This is a genomic window from Halomonas sp. ND22Bw (assembly GCF_003011945.1).
In the GTDB taxonomy this organism is placed as follows: domain Bacteria; phylum Pseudomonadota; class Gammaproteobacteria; order Pseudomonadales; family Halomonadaceae; genus Halomonas; species Halomonas halophila.
On record NZ_PXWD01000005.1, the window covers coordinates 200,540 to 217,152 of the forward strand.

At 63.6% G+C, this 16,613-nt stretch carries 20 protein-coding genes; 10 read left to right on the forward strand and 10 right to left on the reverse strand.

Annotation, left to right across the window (positions count from 1 at the left end; genetic code table 11):
* The first annotated feature begins 57 nt into the window (after positions 1 to 57).
* The 4 genes from deoD to CVH10_RS09115 all read left to right on the forward strand — a co-directional run bounded on the left by deoD (position 58) and on the right by CVH10_RS09115 (position 2,056).
* Positions 58 to 792 carry a purine-nucleoside phosphorylase gene (gene deoD / locus CVH10_RS09100; protein WP_106488448.1) on the forward strand — a complete coding sequence of 245 codons (735 nt, stop codon included), beginning with the start codon at positions 58 to 60 and terminating at the stop codon, positions 790 to 792.
* Positions 789 to 1,208 carry a cytidine deaminase gene (gene cdd / locus CVH10_RS09105; RefSeq protein WP_106488449.1) on the forward strand — a complete coding sequence of 140 codons (420 nt, stop codon included), beginning with the start codon at positions 789 to 791 and terminating at the stop codon, positions 1,206 to 1,208. The genes deoD and cdd overlap by 4 nt, the downstream gene beginning before the upstream one ends.
* A 99-nt stretch (positions 1,209 to 1,307) precedes the next feature.
* On the forward strand, positions 1,308 to 1,709 hold the full coding sequence (locus CVH10_RS09110) for a gamma-glutamylcyclotransferase (protein ID WP_052052392.1): 402 nt from the start codon (positions 1,308 to 1,310) through the stop codon (positions 1,707 to 1,709).
* 26 nt (positions 1,710 to 1,735) lie between these two features.
* Positions 1,736 to 2,056, forward strand: a complete 321-nt coding sequence (locus CVH10_RS09115) for a hypothetical protein (protein ID WP_106488450.1) — start codon at positions 1,736 to 1,738, stop codon at positions 2,054 to 2,056.
* 34 nt (positions 2,057 to 2,090) lie between these two features.
* Here the strand turns inward: CVH10_RS09115 and CVH10_RS09120 are convergent, their stop codons facing one another.
* Positions 2,091 to 2,426 (reverse strand): antibiotic biosynthesis monooxygenase, encoded by a 336-nt coding sequence (locus CVH10_RS09120; RefSeq protein ID WP_106488451.1) that lies wholly within the window; start codon positions 2,424 to 2,426, stop codon positions 2,091 to 2,093.
* A gap of 180 nt (positions 2,427 to 2,606) precedes the next feature.
* On the opposite strand from CVH10_RS09120, the gene CVH10_RS09125 reads away from it, so the two are divergent.
* The gene (locus tag CVH10_RS09125) at positions 2,607 to 3,350 is read left to right on the forward strand and encodes a dienelactone hydrolase family protein (protein ID WP_106488452.1); all 744 of its coding nucleotides are present in this window, start codon (positions 2,607 to 2,609) and stop codon (positions 3,348 to 3,350) included.
* Between the two features lie 97 nt (positions 3,351 to 3,447).
* On the opposite strand, the gene CVH10_RS09130 is transcribed toward CVH10_RS09125, so the two are convergent.
* From CVH10_RS09130 to CVH10_RS09145, 5 genes are all read right to left on the reverse strand, one after another.
* Positions 3,448 to 3,999, reverse strand: a complete 552-nt coding sequence (locus CVH10_RS09130; RefSeq protein WP_106488476.1) for a cysteine hydrolase family protein — start codon at positions 3,997 to 3,999, stop codon at positions 3,448 to 3,450.
* Between the two features lie 165 nt (positions 4,000 to 4,164).
* Positions 4,165 to 4,491 carry a hypothetical protein gene (locus CVH10_RS09135; protein ID WP_106488453.1) on the reverse strand — a complete coding sequence of 109 codons (327 nt, stop codon included), beginning with the start codon at positions 4,489 to 4,491 and terminating at the stop codon, positions 4,165 to 4,167.
* 112 nt (positions 4,492 to 4,603) lie between these two features.
* Positions 4,604 to 5,545, reverse strand: coding sequence for a hypothetical protein (locus CVH10_RS25290; protein ID WP_146142918.1), 942 nt, complete (start codon positions 5,543 to 5,545; stop codon positions 4,604 to 4,606).
* 176 nt (positions 5,546 to 5,721) lie between these two features.
* The gene (locus CVH10_RS25295) at positions 5,722 to 6,948 is read right to left on the reverse strand and encodes a hypothetical protein (RefSeq protein ID WP_146142919.1); all 1,227 of its coding nucleotides are present in this window, start codon (positions 6,946 to 6,948) and stop codon (positions 5,722 to 5,724) included.
* Positions 6,949 to 7,242: 294 nt separating this feature from the next.
* A complete protein-coding gene (locus tag CVH10_RS09145; protein WP_106488454.1) occupies positions 7,243 to 7,611 on the reverse strand; it encodes a glutaredoxin domain-containing protein in 369 nt (122 codons plus the stop codon).
* Between the two features lie 219 nt (positions 7,612 to 7,830).
* On the opposite strand from CVH10_RS09145, the gene CVH10_RS09150 reads away from it, so the two are divergent.
* On the forward strand, positions 7,831 to 8,949 hold the full coding sequence (locus tag CVH10_RS09150; RefSeq protein ID WP_106488455.1) for a DnaJ domain-containing protein: 1,119 nt from the start codon (positions 7,831 to 7,833) through the stop codon (positions 8,947 to 8,949).
* Between the two features lies 1 nt (position 8,950).
* Entirely contained in the window at positions 8,951 to 9,358 is a 408-nt protein-coding gene (locus tag CVH10_RS09155) for a hypothetical protein (RefSeq protein WP_046079915.1), read from the forward strand.
* Between the two features lie 35 nt (positions 9,359 to 9,393).
* Here CVH10_RS09155 and CVH10_RS09160 read toward each other — a convergent pair whose 3' ends face one another.
* Positions 9,394 to 11,637: a mechanosensitive ion channel family protein gene (locus CVH10_RS09160; protein ID WP_237022396.1), complete on the reverse strand. Its 2,244-nt coding sequence runs from the start codon at positions 11,635 to 11,637 to the stop codon at positions 9,394 to 9,396.
* Between the two features lie 161 nt (positions 11,638 to 11,798).
* On the opposite strand from CVH10_RS09160, the gene CVH10_RS09165 reads away from it, so the two are divergent.
* Together CVH10_RS09165 and CVH10_RS09170 are read left to right on the forward strand one after the other, a co-directional pair.
* On the forward strand, positions 11,799 to 12,794 hold the full coding sequence (locus CVH10_RS09165) for an amidoligase family protein (RefSeq protein ID WP_106488456.1): 996 nt from the start codon (positions 11,799 to 11,801) through the stop codon (positions 12,792 to 12,794).
* Positions 12,791 to 13,480, forward strand: a complete 690-nt coding sequence (locus CVH10_RS09170; RefSeq protein WP_106488457.1) for a gamma-glutamyl-gamma-aminobutyrate hydrolase family protein — start codon at positions 12,791 to 12,793, stop codon at positions 13,478 to 13,480. The genes CVH10_RS09165 and CVH10_RS09170 overlap by 4 nt, the downstream gene beginning before the upstream one ends.
* Positions 13,481 to 13,549: 69 nt before the next feature.
* Here the strand turns inward: CVH10_RS09170 and CVH10_RS09175 are convergent, their stop codons facing one another.
* On the reverse strand, positions 13,550 to 13,978 hold the full coding sequence (locus CVH10_RS09175) for an OsmC family protein (protein ID WP_035594122.1): 429 nt from the start codon (positions 13,976 to 13,978) through the stop codon (positions 13,550 to 13,552).
* Between the two features lie 150 nt (positions 13,979 to 14,128).
* Between CVH10_RS09175 and CVH10_RS09180 the strand changes: the two genes are divergently transcribed.
* Positions 14,129 to 15,013, forward strand: coding sequence for an aldo/keto reductase (locus CVH10_RS09180; RefSeq protein WP_052052391.1), 885 nt, complete (start codon positions 14,129 to 14,131; stop codon positions 15,011 to 15,013).
* Between the two features lie 28 nt (positions 15,014 to 15,041).
* Here the strand turns inward: CVH10_RS09180 and CVH10_RS09185 are convergent, their stop codons facing one another.
* Positions 15,042 to 15,605, reverse strand: coding sequence for a DUF1415 domain-containing protein (locus CVH10_RS09185; RefSeq protein ID WP_035594116.1), 564 nt, complete (start codon positions 15,603 to 15,605; stop codon positions 15,042 to 15,044).
* 89 nt (positions 15,606 to 15,694) lie between these two features.
* A complete protein-coding gene (gene nfi / locus CVH10_RS09190; protein ID WP_106488458.1) occupies positions 15,695 to 16,393 on the reverse strand; it encodes a deoxyribonuclease V in 699 nt (232 codons plus the stop codon).
* Positions 16,394 to 16,613 lie beyond the last annotated feature (220 nt).

A 16,613-nucleotide genomic window follows, 5' to 3' on the forward strand; every position in this document is an offset into this window, starting at 1 on the left:
GGCCCCGGCTCAAAGACCCGGTTTAAAGACGCGGTTCAAAGACCAAGGAGACCGAACATGGCCACCCCGCATATCAAGGCCGAACGCGGCGACTTCGCCGATACCGTGCTGATGCCCGGCGACCCGCTGCGCGCCAGGTACATCGCCGAGACCTTCCTCGAGAACGCCCGTCAGGTGAACGACGTGCGCAACATGTATGGCTACACCGGCACCTACAAGGGCCGCGAGATCTCGGTGATGGGCCACGGCATGGGCATCCCCTCGGTGTCGATCTACGCCAAGGAGCTGATCACCGAGTTCGGCGTGAAGAGCCTGATCCGCGTCGGCTCCTGCGGCGCGGTGCGCGACGACGTGAAGGTGCGCGACGTGGTCATCGGCCAGGGCGCCTGCACCGACTCCGGCGTCAACCGCACCCGTTTCCTCGGCAACGACTTCGCCGCCATCGCCGACTTCGAGCTGACCCGCCACGCGGTGGACGCCGCCGCGGCCCAGGGCGTGCCGGTCAAGGTCGGCAACATCTTCTCGGCGGACCTGTTCTACGATCCGCGCTCCGAGATGATCGACCTGATGCGCCGCTACGGCATCGTCGGCGTGGAGATGGAGGCCGCCGGCCTCTACGGCGTGGCCGCCGAGTTCGGCGCCCGGGCCGCCACCATCTGCACGGTCTCCGACCACATCGTGCGCGGCGACTCGCTCTCCAGCGACGAGCGCGCCACCACCTTCGACGAGATGATGACCGTCGCCCTGGAGAGCGTGCTGCGCGACGACGCCGCCCGGGAGGCCCAGGCATGAGCGAGGTCCAGCCCGATATCGTCGAGGCGCTGATCGGCGTGCGCGACCGCGCCTACGCGCCCTACTCGAACCATCCGGTGGGCGCGCTGATCGTCAGCGAAAGCGGCACCCGCTACGTCGGCGCCAACGTCGAGGTCGCCCACTACAAGGGCCTCTGCGCCGAGGCCTCGGCCATCGCCACCATGGCCAGCGCCGGCGAGCGCGAGCTGCGCGAGGTCTACGTGATCGGCCCCGGCGAGCACCTGTGCACGCCCTGCGGCGACTGCCGCCAGCGCATCCGCGAGTTCGCCACGCCCGAGACCCTGATCCGCGTGGTCGACGCCCAGGGCACGCTGCTGCGCCGCTACACCATGGACCAGCTGCTGCCCGACTCCTTCGGCCCCGAGAACCTGGGCCGCGACTCGGCGATGGACTGAGCCACGCTCTCCCGTTGCCGCTCGTCCTCGACGCCCCGCCATCGTGCGGGGCGTTTTGGTAGACTGGAGAGCCGCTAGACCGCGGAAAGGACCGCCCCTATGCACAGCCCCGCCATCGCCATCGCGCGCACGCCGCTGGTCGCCGTCTACGGCACCCTCAAACGCGGCCTGCGTAATCACCACTGGCTGAACGGCGCCGACTTCGTGGGCACGGACGTGCTCACCGGCGTTACCCTCTTCGACCTCGGCCCCTACCCCGGCGCCCGGCTCGAACGCTCGATGGGCGTGGAGATCGAGGTGTTCCGCGTCGATGCCGCGGGGCTCAAGGACCTCGACGTGCTCGAGGACTACCGGGTGCGACGGCCGGCGAGCGGCACCTACGACCGGGTCGTGCATGCGACCGCCTTCGGTCCGGCCTGGCTGTACCTTTACAATCGCGACGTCGCGGGCTGTCCCGTGATCCGCGAGGGCGGCTGGCAGCCCCGCCAGTCCGTCATCTGACCCCCACTTCACACGAGGAACCCGCCATGGGCCGTCTCTTTTCTCTGATCGTGATCGCCGGGCTGGCGTACGGCGGGCTCTACCTCGCCGACGGCATGGCCCTGAAGCAGGACGTGGCGCAGGCACTGGACGACATGGGGCTCAACGCCGTGGACGTCGACGGCGTCGGTTTCGACCTGCTGGCCCCGCTCGGCACCGAGGCGAACGTCACCGCCGACGTGCACTACCGCGGCGCGGCCGCCAGCATCGACCTGACGGCGCACGGTCATCCGCTGTTCTCCGAAGAGGTCCAGCTCGAGCTCGGCGGCCTCCAGGCCCTGCGGCTGACCATCGGCGGCGGGCAGTAACGACCCTTTCGTCGCCAACCCAATGTATCTATCGCTAGCTGCCGTTCTCCGAACGGCGGTCAATGAGATCGATCTCGGGTGCTAGAGGAATAGGCGACAATCGCTCCTGAATCGACTGTGCCATGAGTTCGGCCGCCTCACTATCAGGGGAGTCGGAGAGTCTTCGGGACGACTCCCAGGCTTGCCGACTCGGCCACTTCGCATAGGCCATCCACCAACCACTCTCGGAATAATGCAAGCGGGAGCCCAGCCCTCCTCGTTGTTCGCGGATGGCCTCGGTCATGCGACACCATCCTTCCTTGAAGGCCTGCTCCTTTCCCGGCGTCACCTTGAAGCGATACAGCACGTAAAACGCTTCTTGCTCTGTCATCACAGTCCCTCGTAAAAGATCATAAGCGACCCCATGACATCAGCCGGATCCGCGCCCGTCTCTCGCTCCGACTGAACTCATATGGCGACAAAAGTGCTTTAGCGGCGTCAGCCCGTTGTGGTAGAGATTGTCTCCGTTATCAGGACATATCATCTGTTCCAACCACCATACGGAGCCTTCATGTCCCGCGCCATCGATATCCCCGCCGCCGACGGCACCATCGACGCCCATGTCTTCACGCCCGAGAACGCCGACGGCCCGCTGCCGGCCGTGGTGCTGCTTACCGATATCGGCGCCCTGCGCCCCTGCTATCACGAGAAGGCCCAGCGCATCGCCGACGCCGGCTACGCCGTACTGATGCCCAACATCTACTACCGTGATGCGGCCGGCGAGATCGTGCCGGCGGGCCAGTCGTTCCGCGACCCGGACGTGCGGCCCACCCTGGTCGAATACGCCGGCCACCTGACGCCCGAGGCCCAGTCCCGCGACTTCGTCGCCTGGCTCGAGGGCATCGACGCCGCGCCGGAATTCGCCGAGGGCAAGGTCGCCGTGGTGGGCTACTGCCTCACCGGCGCCTTCGCACTTCGCATGGCGGCGGAACACTCCGAGCGCATCGCCGCCGCAGCCGGCTTCCACTCCGCCAACCTGGCGCAGGCCGACGACGCGCACAGTCCGGTGAAGGTGGTGAACCACATCGCAGGCCGCGTCTACTTCGGCCACGCCGACCGTGACGAGCTGCTGCCACCGGAGCAGATCGCCCGCATGGACGAGGCCCTGGCCGCCGCGGGCGTGCACTTCACCACCGAACTCTACCGGGGCGCTCCCCACGGCTACACCGCCAAGGACGCCACCGGCTCCTACCATGCCGAGGCCGACGAGCTGCACTACAAGCGGCTGCTGACGCTGCTGGAAGAGACGCTGTAAGACGCGTTACGTCCAACGAATAGGGCCCCGGTAACAAAACCGGGGCCGCATGTGTCACCGCTCAACCGTCACGGGCAAGAAGCACGTCGGCGTTCGATCACAAATGCTTGAGCATGTCCGACGTACTCGCGATCTCAGCATATTCGCCATGCAGATTGGCCAGCGACATGGCATGCACCTCTTCCGCCGACCGTAGAACCCCCGCGTAGTCTTCCTTGGCAAACGTGAAGGTGGCGTCACTGATCACAGTCACAGCGAACCCCAGATTCCCTGCCGTACGCACGGTGGATTCGACCGAGTTGCTGGTGCTCACCCCGACCACCACCAGCCGGCGAAGATCGCGGACATGCAGCCACCGCTCGAGGCCACTGTGAATGAAGGCATCGGGCACGTGCTTCTCGACCACATGCTCGGAGGCCAACGGCGCCAGTTCGGGCTGGAATTCGGCCCCGGACTGGCCCGGCCAGAACGGTGACCCCGGCGTTCGCGAGATATGACGAACGTGCACGACCGGCCATCCCTTCTGGCGCCAGGCGGAAAGAAGCGCCTGGATATTCCGCTCGGCCTCTGGATTGTTGCGCTCGCCAGCGGTGGGCTCCCCCATTCCACGCTGCATGTCGATAACGATCAGCGCTTCTCGTTGCTCCATCTCGCCCTCCTGCTTTGTCCCCATCACATTGCCCGCCGGGGCGAGGCCAAAGGCAACGAGACAGAATCTTCCGCCCGCTCTCGGCACCACGAAACCCATGAGATGCGCCAGCGTTCATCTTCCTCCCAAGCACGGCAACGTGGAGCGGTCAGCTGGCACGATTCCTCAGCTTTTCTCGGCGAGATATTTTTGGGCGCACCGCCCGACGAAACTACGCCCGGGATTTGATCCGCCAATCCATTCATCCAACGAGAACAGGTCGAAAAGCCCCACTTTGACCAGAGTCGGCACGGCAGCTTCCAGCTCTTTCTCCACTTCGCCGCGCTCGCCTCCATTGTACAGGGCGACGTTACGCAGCATCGTTGCCACCGTGCCTGTCTGTACTCTGCTGCCATCCTTGAGCGTCACCGCCGGGGGTTCCTCTCCTGAGGCCACGATCTTTTTATTGACCGCACCGAGATGCTCGGTATTTTCTGGTGAACACTCAGACATATCTAACTCCTCAAGAAATCCTAAAGTTAACGCTCGGACTCAGGGGCGGCAAAATGTGGAGCGAGGAACGAGCGCAGCATTTTGACGTACCTTGGAGCCCATTGTTATGCATCTATTTTTCACTCTTAGCTCCACCTAGTGACATTTTTCCGCCTTTGAATTGGATGTTCGATCCGGATATACCTTTTAGAATAACTTCGTATGGATGATCCGCTTTTTGCTCTCTTTCCGCACGATTGACAAGGAACATTCTGATTACCTCTACATCATGCTCGTTTAATTCTGTTCCATTCTTCATTTTTGCCAAATAATCGAGAGCGTTGTAATAATTTGAGGACTGCTCCCTTATGGCCAATAAAACCGAGGTTCTAAAATGGGATGTTCTGATTATGTACAGCATAAATGCACCTAAACTTAAATAAAGAGCGACAGTCGCAATGTATGCATTAGTTGTAAGTTCTGGTCGAATTACTATATTGAATATCAAAAAGGCAACAGTGGCGATAACAAATAGATTAATCATGACCATTTTAAGCATGGACGCACTATTCGCCTCACGCTCAAGATTCAACGTCATATTTTCATGACTTTCCTTGCGTCTTTCGGCGTCAATGCTTTCAGAAACCAACTTTTGCAATGAGTCTTCTTTTATATTTTCAAGAAATCTTTTTGTCTCTTCGGTAACTTCACTCTTCAAATCTCCGACCACGGTTCTTTCTACGAATCCAGGCTCATTGATTTTTTCGTTTAATATGTTTTCCAGGTTATTCGAAACGTACTTGTTAATTTCTAGGTCAATAACTTCTTTGTTATCCGCAAGGGAAACTTTATTTAGCTCTTCCTTAAGATTGATTATTTCGTTTTGCAAGTGCTCTATTTTTCGAGAATCACTTGATGACGACTCGCGTCTATACAAGAAAAACTCAAATATCTTTAGAGTTGTCTGGAACGCCTCTTGTATTATTTCTCGAAATCCTTTCGACAGAATGGCGCCGATAATGGTTATGGCTACCGCTATTAAGGCAATTAAATCTTGCATTCTGATTGTTTCCATAACTACTTGTCCTCTAAGTTTGCCTCAATACGTGGTCAGATTTTTCATGCATAACGCCCTGTTAAGGTGTGAGCAACGCAATACCAATGCCGCCGCATATCACCTTAATCACTTAAACCAACGCATGATGAAAATGCCACGCGTTGCGAATCACTCTTAAACAGCTTGTTAGAATTTTATATTGCAGTTTTCGACAAACCAGAGCTAGAGAACTTAAAAATCAAAGCTGTTTGAGCTGATTCTGTGAGTAAATTTTTGCTAGCTATTGGCGACAAATGCTTGTTCTTTTTAGTTGATGATACGAAGAATTTCACTTTTGAGCATTGGTCAAAATGCTTATGCATATCTACAGATGGATAACCTCCAATGTTAATATTTCCCGAACTCCTACCATGATGTGATGGTTTAAACAAAAATTCTTTATCTAACTTATTCGGATCAAAGTCAATATTACTTCCTGCAATATTTTCTGCGTCACCAAAGAAGTTAACAGAGTATTTTTGATTGCCACTGGAAATATATAAACAATGGCTTGAATCATTGCTACTTATATTATTTGTCACACATTGAGTTCGGAAGTCATTATAAGGCCACATCCAAGTAATGTGTAATGACGGTATTAAACAAGACATATGACTTAAATTTCTCTTTTCTGGAATTAGAACATATTTCGATATTTTCCCATCGTATGCTAGATTATCGATTCTAGCTAGACTATTAACCCAAGAAGGTTTAGAAAATGAAGATAGATAGTTGTAGTACAAGAAACAGTCTTGAGTTGTGTCTATCTTATCAATAGCCTCAATAACACCTCTAAAATGATCTCCATCACAATGAGATATGAAAAAACCGCTAATTTCTTTGGAGACATTTATATTCTGTTTTTCAAAATAATTTATAGCCTTCTTTATCTTTGAACAAACATCCTGATTTAAACACCCTCCGTCAAAAAGATATAGCTTTCCATCAGGAGAAACTAATAGATTACTTTCACCATTTCCAACGTTGAATATACACACATACCAATCTTTCCCTAAACCAGTATTAGCGTCGCTTTCTTCAGATAGCTCAAGTAAGTTTGCCTTATTTTTTTGATTTAGGTACTGAAGAGAGCTCCTCAATGACCGAGCACGAGGATCATTGCCACCTTTAACAGCATTTTGGAAACCATTTTGACTAATGTCGAACTCTTCTTCGAAGAGCATAAACCTATCTACATACACTTTCGGACTTGCGTACATTCGGCTCAATGGTATTCGAGCTTCTAGCTCTTCAATATCCTCAACCCCGTCAACCTTGAGAATATTATCTACTACTTCCCTAGTGACGTCTTCATAGCGAACCACAAAAGAATCACCATCCTCGTAGCAATCATTTATATATATTAATTTACTGTCTCCCATACTATCCCTTTAAAATTCTAACAGGTATTAGGTGGCCGGCTCGTTTATCGACTTGAACGCGCAGGCACGTTCATCCATGTTATGCGGCCCGCCTGATGCGCCCAAATCACTGATTTACATGAATATTAATGAAAATTAGGCGTCATAGCACCGATCATCGTGCCTTCCACCTTTCACGTCCTTTCCTTCAGCCTGCCACTAAATTAGCTGAGGATCCAGCGTGGTACGAGCGCCATTGACGGGGGACAGGCGCGGTGGGGAGGACCGCTGAGCATATCGATAAAGGATGCCGCCCTACTCCCCGAAGTGTCGTTTCAGATAGTCGATGATGCGCTGGGCGCCATAGAGCCAGCGCTCCTCGCCGGAGGCCTCACGAATATAGAGGCACGGCACCTGAAGCTTGCCGCCCTGCTCCTTCAGCGTCTGGCCGTGTTCGGGGTCGAGGCGGGCGTCGCGGGTCTCGATCGAGAGCCCCAGGCGGGTGATCTCACGGCGCACGCGGATGCACTCGGGCTCGCTCCAGAACTGGTAGAGCGCCAGCGCCTCGCAGGCTTCGTCCACTTCGGCCTGGTGCGCGTCGTTCCGGGCGACCTCGCGGCGGGTGCCGAGCTTGTCGGCCACCCACACCACCGGCGCCAGCAGCGTATGAATCAGCGATCGCATGGTGCCCTCCTTCTGCCTTCAAGATATGGCGCGGGCTGCCGATGACGTAAGGCTGCCCCTCGCATTCGGCCAGGCTCGCCGCGCCCGGCGTCCTCGGGATTACGCTAGCACATCGCCGCGCCGGGCTTGCCATGGCCTGGCCCCGGCACGAACATGATCGCTGCCTGATCTGCCCATCGACGGGGCCCCTTCAACAAGATATCCAACCAGAGTCAGGGAATGACCGCTGCGCGCTTCTCCACCTTCGAACTGCTGCTGCTCCAGAGTCGCGACCAGGCCGACAGCGCCGCGCTGCTGCTGCTGGCCTGGGTGCTGGCCCAGCAGGGGCCGGTCGGGGAAGCCGAGCGCGCCCAGCTGGTCTCGCTGACCGGCGCCTTCCGCCACGGCCACGAGCTGGCCCCGCTGCTGGAGATCGCCGCCAGCCAGGACCTGGGCGCCATCCAGCTCGCCGCCGAGGTGCTGCAGAAGGAGCTGCATGGCGACACCGCCCGCGCCTTCCTGCGCCTGGCGGTCACCCTGGCCGCCGAGCACGGCGAGCCGACCCTGGCCAACCACCATATCCTGCGCTTCCTGGCCGACCTGCTGGGCGTGTCGCCGCTGGAGTTCGCCGAGCTCTATGCCTCCCAGGCCGGCCGGGCGCTGCGCGAGCCGGGCGACCCGAGCCGGCGCGACTACTGGCAGCAGCGCGAACGGGGCACGCGAGACCGTCGTCGTGAAACGGCCGGTGAGGAGAACGACGAGCGCCCCGGACAGGAACAGGCCGCCGAGAGCGAGCGAACCGAGCAGGAAAGCGCTCGCGAGGCGCGGGCCGAGGCGCGCCGCCAGGCCCGCGAGGACAAGGCGGAAGCGCGGCGCCAGCGTCAGGAAGAGAAGGCACAGGCCAAGGCCCGGCAGAAAGCCGAACGCGACGCCGAGAAACGCCGCCAGCAGGCCCGGCGCGAGGCCGAGAAGCAGCGCCAGCGGGCCGAGCGCGAACAGGCGCGACGACACCGAGAGGAAGAGCGGGAACGCCGCCGCGGCGGCCATCGTGAACGGCAACAGCACTCACGTTCTGGTGACCGGGGCTATGACCATGGCCACCAGCGTGCCCACGATGACGGCGCGCATCGTGCCCACGAGCGGCCCGCGGCGCCCGACCCGCGCATCCGCAGCGCCCTGACCGTGCTGGGCCTGGAGCCCGGCGCCAGCCGCGGCGAGATCCGCAAGGCCTACCGGCGCCTGGCCCAGGCCCATCATCCGGACCGCTTCCACCAGGAGGGCGAGGCCATCGTCGCCAGCGCCTCGCGGCGCTTCCAGCGGATTCGCCGGGCCTATGACTTCCTGATGAAGGTGAGCTGAGATGCGCGACCTCTACCAGCGACTGCACCTTTCCGCCGACGCCGACGAGTCGGCCGTGGCCGAGGCCATCGCGCGCTGCGAACACAGCGCCCTCAAGGCCGACGCCGCCACCGTGCTGCAGGCCGACTCGCGCCGCGCCGAATACGACGCCCTGCACGACACCCTGTCCGACATCGGCCGGCTGCGCGCGCGGCTGGGCCTGACCCACGCGCCCTACTGGCGCGCCGGCCCGGCGGACGACTTCTCGCTGCCGCCGGGCCCGCCGGGCTCGCGTTTCGAGGAATGGATGCAGCGCCTGAACGTGGCCGCCCGGGCGCATAACCGCCGGCCCAGGCGCCGCGGCACACTGCTCGTGCTGTGGCTGGCGACGCTGGCCGGCGGCGTGGCCCTGGGCCGCTATCTGCTCTGACGCTTTCCGCTGCGATCCCTGCGCCAGCCTGGGCCCTAGCCCGGGTCGGGCGAGCCGCCGCTGGCGCTGGTCTGGCGATGAGGGTCCGCCACGCCGGCCTCGCCGGGCTCGCGCCCGGCGGCATCGTGGTCCTGCCCCCACTCGGCGCTGCCGTCCAGCCGGCCGCCGCCATGGCCTTCCATGCTGACGCTCAGGCGCGGCACGCCCAGATCGACGCCCTGCTCCTCCATGCGACGCTTGAGCAGCAGATTGAAGGCACGCGCCACGTCCCACTGCATCTCCGGGGCGGTGCGGAAACGCATGCGCAGGATCGGGCAGCCGTCCTCGAAGGCATGGATGCCCTGCATCTCCAACGGCGACCAGATGTAGTGGCGCATCATCGGGTCCTGGCGCAGCGCCTGGGCGGTCTCCTGCATCAGCGTGATGGCGTCGTCGATCTTCATGCTGTAGGGAATGCGGATCTTCATCAGCGCGATGCCGAACTGACGCGACATGTTGTGGATCGAGTCGATGCGGCTGAAGGTGATGATGTGCACGATGCCGTCCAGGTCGCGCAGCTTCACGGTGCGCAGCGTCAGCCCCTCGACGGTGCCCATGTGGCCGTTGATCTGCACGAAGTCCTCCACCGCCAGCGAATCCTCGATCAGGATGAAGATGCCGGTGATCAGGTCCTGCACCAGGGTCTGGGCGCCGAAGCCGATCGCCAGGCCGATCACACCGGCACCGGCCAGCAGCGGCGTGACGTTCACCCCCAGGTTGGCCAGCCCGACGATGGAGGCGATGATCACGATGGTGGCGAAGATGATGTTGCGGATCATCGGCGTGATGGTCTGGGCCCGGGCCTGGTTGACGCGCCGGCCGCGGGCCCGCGCCGAGGAAGCCAGCGCCCGCTGGATGGCGGTGTCGGCGAAGATCCAGGCCAGCCAGGCCAGCAGCACGGTGAAGCCGATACCGAGCAGCGCCTGGCCGATGCGCACGCTGGCCACGCCCTCGCGGCCGATGCCGATCAGCGAGCCGCCCCACACCTGCAGGAACAGCTCGGCGAAGGCGATCCAGGCCACCACGTGGGCCAGGGTGTAGCCGAAGCGTTCCAGCCGGCGGCGATACTCGCGGCGAAAGCGGCGCTTGGTGCGGCGCTCGGAATGACGGCGGATCAGCCCGGCCACCACCAGGGTCAGCACCAGCAGCGAGGCCGAGACGATGGAGCGCGCCAGGGCGGTGGCCACGTCGCCGCCGGTGACGAAGATCGCCACCAGCGAGCCCCCCACCAGCAGCAGCGCCGGGATGTGCCAAAGCCCGCCCACCGCACGCGCCATGTCGGCGGCGTTGCTGCTGTCGCGACGATGCTTGTACGAGCGATTGCGGATCAGGTGCGTGATCGGCCGCTTGAAACGGATCACGAAGCGCCCGCTGAGCAGCGCGGCCAGCACGTTGGCGATCACCGACAGCAGGTTGGCCAGGTCGTCGCCGATCGAGTCGGTGATCCGCGTGGAGTTCAGGGCATCGCCCAGGGCGATCAGCGCGCCGATCACGAACAGCGGCCGCAGCGCCCGCTGCTGGAGGATCTGCACGGCGACGAAGCGATGACCGCGGGTGAACACCGAGATCACCGTCTCCACCACCACCGACAGGGTGCGCCCGCACAGCGAGATATAGGCCACCACCAGCGCCCCGGTGCGCCCCGGGCTCTCGGGCACCAGCTGGGCCACGCCCAGCGCCAGCACGAAGGCCAGCGCCCAGGGCAGCAGGCGGCGCAGGAAGTGAATCGCCAGCAGCAGGCCCTTGGGCTCGCGGGGCAGGTCCAGCGGCCAGCCGCGCCGCTGCGCCAGCCGCCGTCCCAGCGCGATCAGGATCACCAGCAGCCCGGCCCAGATGCCGACCAGCACCGTCATCTCGACCACGAAGTTGAGCAGCGTGCCGTCGCCGGTGCGAAGCGTCAGCTCGGTGAAGTCCGTCCAGCCCTCGCGGAACTGCCGCTGCCAGTCGTTGAACGGCGAGCTACCGGACTCGGCCTGCTCGCCAAGCTCGTTGAGGGTATCGGCCAGCGCCCCCAGCAGCCCCTGCTGCCCGGCGATGCCCTCCCCCTGCGTGACCTCGCTGTTGGCGGTGCGCAGCGATTCCAGGCTCTGCAAGAGCTGGTCGCGCCGGTTCTCGTCTTCCAGCGTGGTGATGATGCGGTCGAGCGCCTGCTGCAGGGCCTCGGGATCGGGCGGCTGCTCGCCGCTCTGTTCCTGACCGCCGCCCAGGGAGGAGATGGGCAGCGACTGGGCGGCCGCCATCGGCGACAGAAGCAGCAGCGAGAGCAGTAGCAGGCCCCGCAGGGCGAACGAGAAGTGGCGATGCGCGCGTGGCAACGTGAGTCTCCGTACGTTGGTGACCGCAATATCAGAATCCATGGCAGCGATGTTAGGCTGCCGATACCGTCACACAGGATGCCGTCATGACGCCGCAACCGCCACCCGTACCCGACAATGCCGAAGGAAGGCCCCGCCGGGTCGGAGTCGAGATCGAGTTCGCCGGCCTGCCGCCGCGAGACACCGCCAATCTGGTACAGGAGCTGTTCGGCGGCGAGGTCGAGGTACTGAGCCCCCATCGCCTGAAGGTCACCGACACCCGCTGGGGCGAGTTCGGCATCGAGCTGGACACCCAGTACGCCCATCCGGACGCCGAGCGGGTCGACCCCGACGCCTGCCAGGACAGCGAATGGGAGCGCATGCGCCAGGAGTTCCACCAGCGCACCCGGGAGCTGATCGGCGACGTGGTCACCGGCCTGGTGCCCACCGAGATCGTCTGCCCGCCGGTGCCCTGGGACGAGCTCGGGGAGCTCGATGCCCTGTTCGAGGCGCTGCGTCAGCGCGGCGCCAAGGGCACCGACGCCAGCCTGCTCTACGGCTTCGGCCTGCACCTCAACCCCGAAGCGCCGAGCCTGGACGTCGAGAGCCTGCTGGCCCACCTGCGCGCCTATCTGCTCAGCGCTCGCTGGCTGCGCGAACAGATCCAGGTCGACATCACCCGGGAAGTGCTGCCCCACGCCAACCCCTTCCCACGGGCCTACGCGCTCAAGGTGCTCGATCCCGACTACGCGCCGGACCTCGAGACGCTGATCGACGACTATCTCGAGGACAACCCGACCCGCAACCGCGAGCTCGACATGCTGCCACTGTTCGCCCACCTGCATCCCGAGCATCCCCACGAACTGCTCGACGATCACCTGGTCAAGCCGCGGCCGACCTACCACTACCGGCTGCCCAACGCCCAGCTCTCCGAATCCGGCTGGGGTGCCGTCCAGGAGTGGAATCGCTGGCTCGAAGTGGAAGTGCTGGCCGCCTCGCCGGAAACGCTGGCCGAGCGCGGCGCCCAATATCTGGCCCGCCATCGTCCGGTCTGGCCGGTGCGGCTGTGGCAATCGCTGCGCCGGAGGTTAGGGCAGTCATGAGGCAGCACCCGCGCCCGCTGATCGGTATCACGACCTCCGACCGCAAGAGCCGCATCGCCTGGTGGTTCGACTGGTTCGCCGTCTGGCGCCACGGCGGCCGCCCACTGCGGCTGTCGCCCGCGCGCCCGCGGCCCACCGGACTCGACGGTCTGATCATCGGTGGCGGCGATGACATCGAGGCCCACCACTACGGCGGCGAGATCCAGCTCGACGTGCGCGTCGATCCCGCACGCGACCAGCTCGAGCTGGCACTGCTCGAGCGCTTCATTCCCGCCGGCACGCCGGTGCTCGGCATCTGCCGCGGCGCCCAGCTGATCAACGTGCACCAGGGCGGCACCCTGGACCCGGACATCTACACCACCAACGAGGGGCTCAAGCGGCGGCGCACCGTGCTGCCGCGCAAGACGGTGGACATCGTCGGCGACAGCCGGCTCTACCGCATCCTTCGCGTGACCTGGTGTCGCATCAACAGCCTGCACCACCAGGCGGTGCAGGAGACCGGCCAGGGCATCGAGATCGTCGCCCGCGACCGCGACGGCCTGGTGCAGGCCATCGAGTCCCGCGAGCACGACTTCCTGATCGGCGTGCAGTGGCACCCGGAGTGGCTGATCTTCAATCGTCCCCAGCAGCGGCTGATCCGCGCCCTGGTGAAGGCCGCCGACCGGGCACGCGACACCTCCCCCTGAACGCCACGAGGCCACCCGAAGGTGGCCTCGCTGACTGACGTGTGTGGTCGGTGGATCGCGCCTGGCGCCTCAGTCCAGCTTGGCGTCCAGGGTGATCTCGGCATTGAACAGCTTCGACACCGGGCAGCCGGCCTTGGCCTTCTCCGCCGCATCCTGGAAGGCCGCCTCGTCGGCCCCCGGCACGCTGGCGCGGGTCTCCAGGTGGATGGCGCTGATGCTGAAGCCGCTGTCGTCCGGCGCCAGGGTGACGCTGGCCCGACTGGCAATGCGCTCCGGCGTGTAGCCCGCCTCGCCGAGGATCATCGACAGCGCCATGGAATAACAGCTCGCATGGGCGGCGCCGATCAGCTCCTCGGGGTTGGCGCCGGCCTCGTCCTCGAAGCGCTTGGCGAAGCTGTAAGGCGCCTCGCTCAGCGTGCCGCTCTGGGTGGATACCGTGCCTTTTCCGTCCTTGAGGCCGCCTTGCCAGACGGCGCTGCCGTTCTTCTGGATGCTCATGTCGACTCCTTGCGCTTGAGTGGTCGAATTCTCGCCTCTTCACGATAGACCATGGGGATGATCTCACCGTGGAACAAGGGCGGATTGCGCCACCGGGCCGCCATCTCCAGACTGGAGTCGAGACCTCGACAACAACAGATAGGAAGCGCCATGACACAACCCGCTCGCGTCACCCTGCCGGCCACGGCCCACGAGCCGGCCGTGGCAGTGCCCGCCATCGGCCAGGGTACCTGGTACATGGGCGAAGGCCCCGCTTCCCGCGCCGACGAGATCCGCGCCCTGCAGCTGGGCATGGACCTGGGCATGACGCTGATCGACACCGCCGAGATGTACGCCGACGGCGGCGCCGAGAAGGTCGTCGGCCAGGCGCTCGCCGGGCGCCGCGACGAGGCTTTCCTGGTGTCCAAGGTCTACCCCTGGAACGCCGGCCGCGACTCGGCCATCGCCGCCTGCGAGGCGACCCTCGAGCGCCTGGGCACCGACCACCTGGACCTCTACCTGCTGCACTGGCCGGGCGGCATCCCCCTGGACGAGACCCTGGAAGCCTTCGAACGGCTGCGCGAGGACGGCAAGATCCGCCGCTTCGGCGTCTCCAACTTCGACGTCGACGACATGGAAGGCCTGTATGGGCGACCCGGCGGCGACAGCTGCGCGATCAATCAGGTGCTCTACCATCTGGGCTCGCGGGGCATCGAGCACGCCCTGCGCCCCTGGCATCGCCAGCACGGCATGCCGCTGATGGGCTACTGCCCGCTGGCGCGCGCCGGCCGACTGCAGCAGGACCCGCTCACCAACGAGGTGGTCAACACTCTGGCCGCCGAGCAGGGCCTGACGCCGGCCCAGCTGATGCTGGCCTGGGCGATCCGCCCGGTCGACGGGCTGCGCGACCTGATCGCCCTGCCCAAGGCCGTGCACCTCGAGCACGTCCGCGACAACGCCGCCGTGCTCCAGGCCACCCTGGACGATCAGGCCGTGGATCGTCTGGAAGCGGAATTCCCGGCCCCCTTCGCCAAGGAACCGCTGGACGTGGTGTGAGACGCGACTGGAGCGACGGGCGTCGGGGCTAGCCCTGCCCCGATGCCCCGCGCAGCGCCGCCAGCGAGGCGGCCAGCGCGTCGTGCCCCTTGGCCTCCATCAGCGCCGCGTTGCGCTCGGGGATGGCCTCGGGGTCCGGGTAGTGAGCCAGCGCTCGCTCCAGCCCGGCCTCGCGGATCAGGTGCCACATCGGCCAGGGCGAGCGGTTGGTGAAGTTGCGCGGCGAATCCCCGGCCTCGCCCTCGAACTCGTAGTCCGGGTGGAAGCTCGCGATCTGATAAATGCCCTCGTAGCCCTGCTCCTCCAGCAGCGCCTCGGCCATGCCCAGCGCGTCCAGGTAGTCGTCGAAGTCCGCCAGGCCCTCGCTCAGCACCATCAGCGTGGTCTCGGTCTCGGCGTGCTCGTCGAGATGCCAGCACTCCTCCATCAGCTTCATCAGCGCCGCCGCGGGATCGGTGGCGTCCACCTCCACGTAGCGGATGCTGTCGCGGGTGACCTCGCGGCCGGCGAAGGGACACACCTCGAGGCCGACCACGAAGGTCTCGACCCAGGCGCGGGTGGCCTCGAGCGGGGAAGGAACTGAAGCGGTCATGGCGGGCATCCCGATGGTGATGGTGAAAGAAGGGGCGCCATGGTCGGCCGCCCGGCCCTGAATGGCAAGCAAGGTGGAAAAAGATCGGCTCAGCGCCGCTTCTGATCCCGTCTCGACGCCAGCCGATCGGCCAGCCGCGTGGGCTCCGGCAGCTTGGTCCGCCCCAGGCAGACCAGCGTCCACTCCAGCGCCGTGGCCAGCGACAGCCGATGCCCCGGCGACACGAACACCGGCTTCACGCCCTGCCGCGAGCGCAGCACCGCGCCGATCGTCTCCTCACCGTCGGAGCCTGTGTCGACCAGCGGCGCCCAGTCGCCCCGTTCCGCCCCCGGCTCGCCGTGGCGGCCGCACAGCCGCGTCTTGGCCACGCCGATGGTCGGCAGGTCGAGCCACAGCCCCAGGTGGCTGGCCACCCCCAGCCGGCGCGGATGGGCGATGCCCTGGCCGTCGACCATGACCAGCTGCGGGCGGGTCGCGAGCCTGTCGAAGGCCGCCAGTGCCGCCGGTACCTCGCGAAACGACAGCAGCCCCGGCACATAGGGCATGCGCGTCGGCTCGCGGTGCACCGCCTGCTCCACCACCTCGAAGACGCCCTCGCCCGCCGACGGCCAGGCCAGCACCACCACCGCGGCCCGGGTGATCTCGCCTCCCTGCTCGAAGCCGATATCCACCCCGGCGATGCGGCGCACCGTGTCCAGCCGATCCTCGTGCTCGACCCGCCCCGCCAGGCGCTTCTGCAGCGCGATGGCCTCGGAGGGGGAAAGGTTCCAGTCGTGCAGTTCGATCATCGAAAAACTCGAAATATCAAAGTGGACATCACGCGGGGCGCTGGGGACAGGTCGCAGAGGGGGTTTTGGCCAGGGATGGCCAAAGTAGCGCCCAAGGACGGGTTCATAGCGTCCCTCGCAGACCTGTCGCCGGATCAGCCCCGCCCCGGGTGGATATCGGGAAGCCACTGATCGCTCAAGGCGCTCCCTGATGTGTCGGCGGCGCTCGGGTTAGACTAGG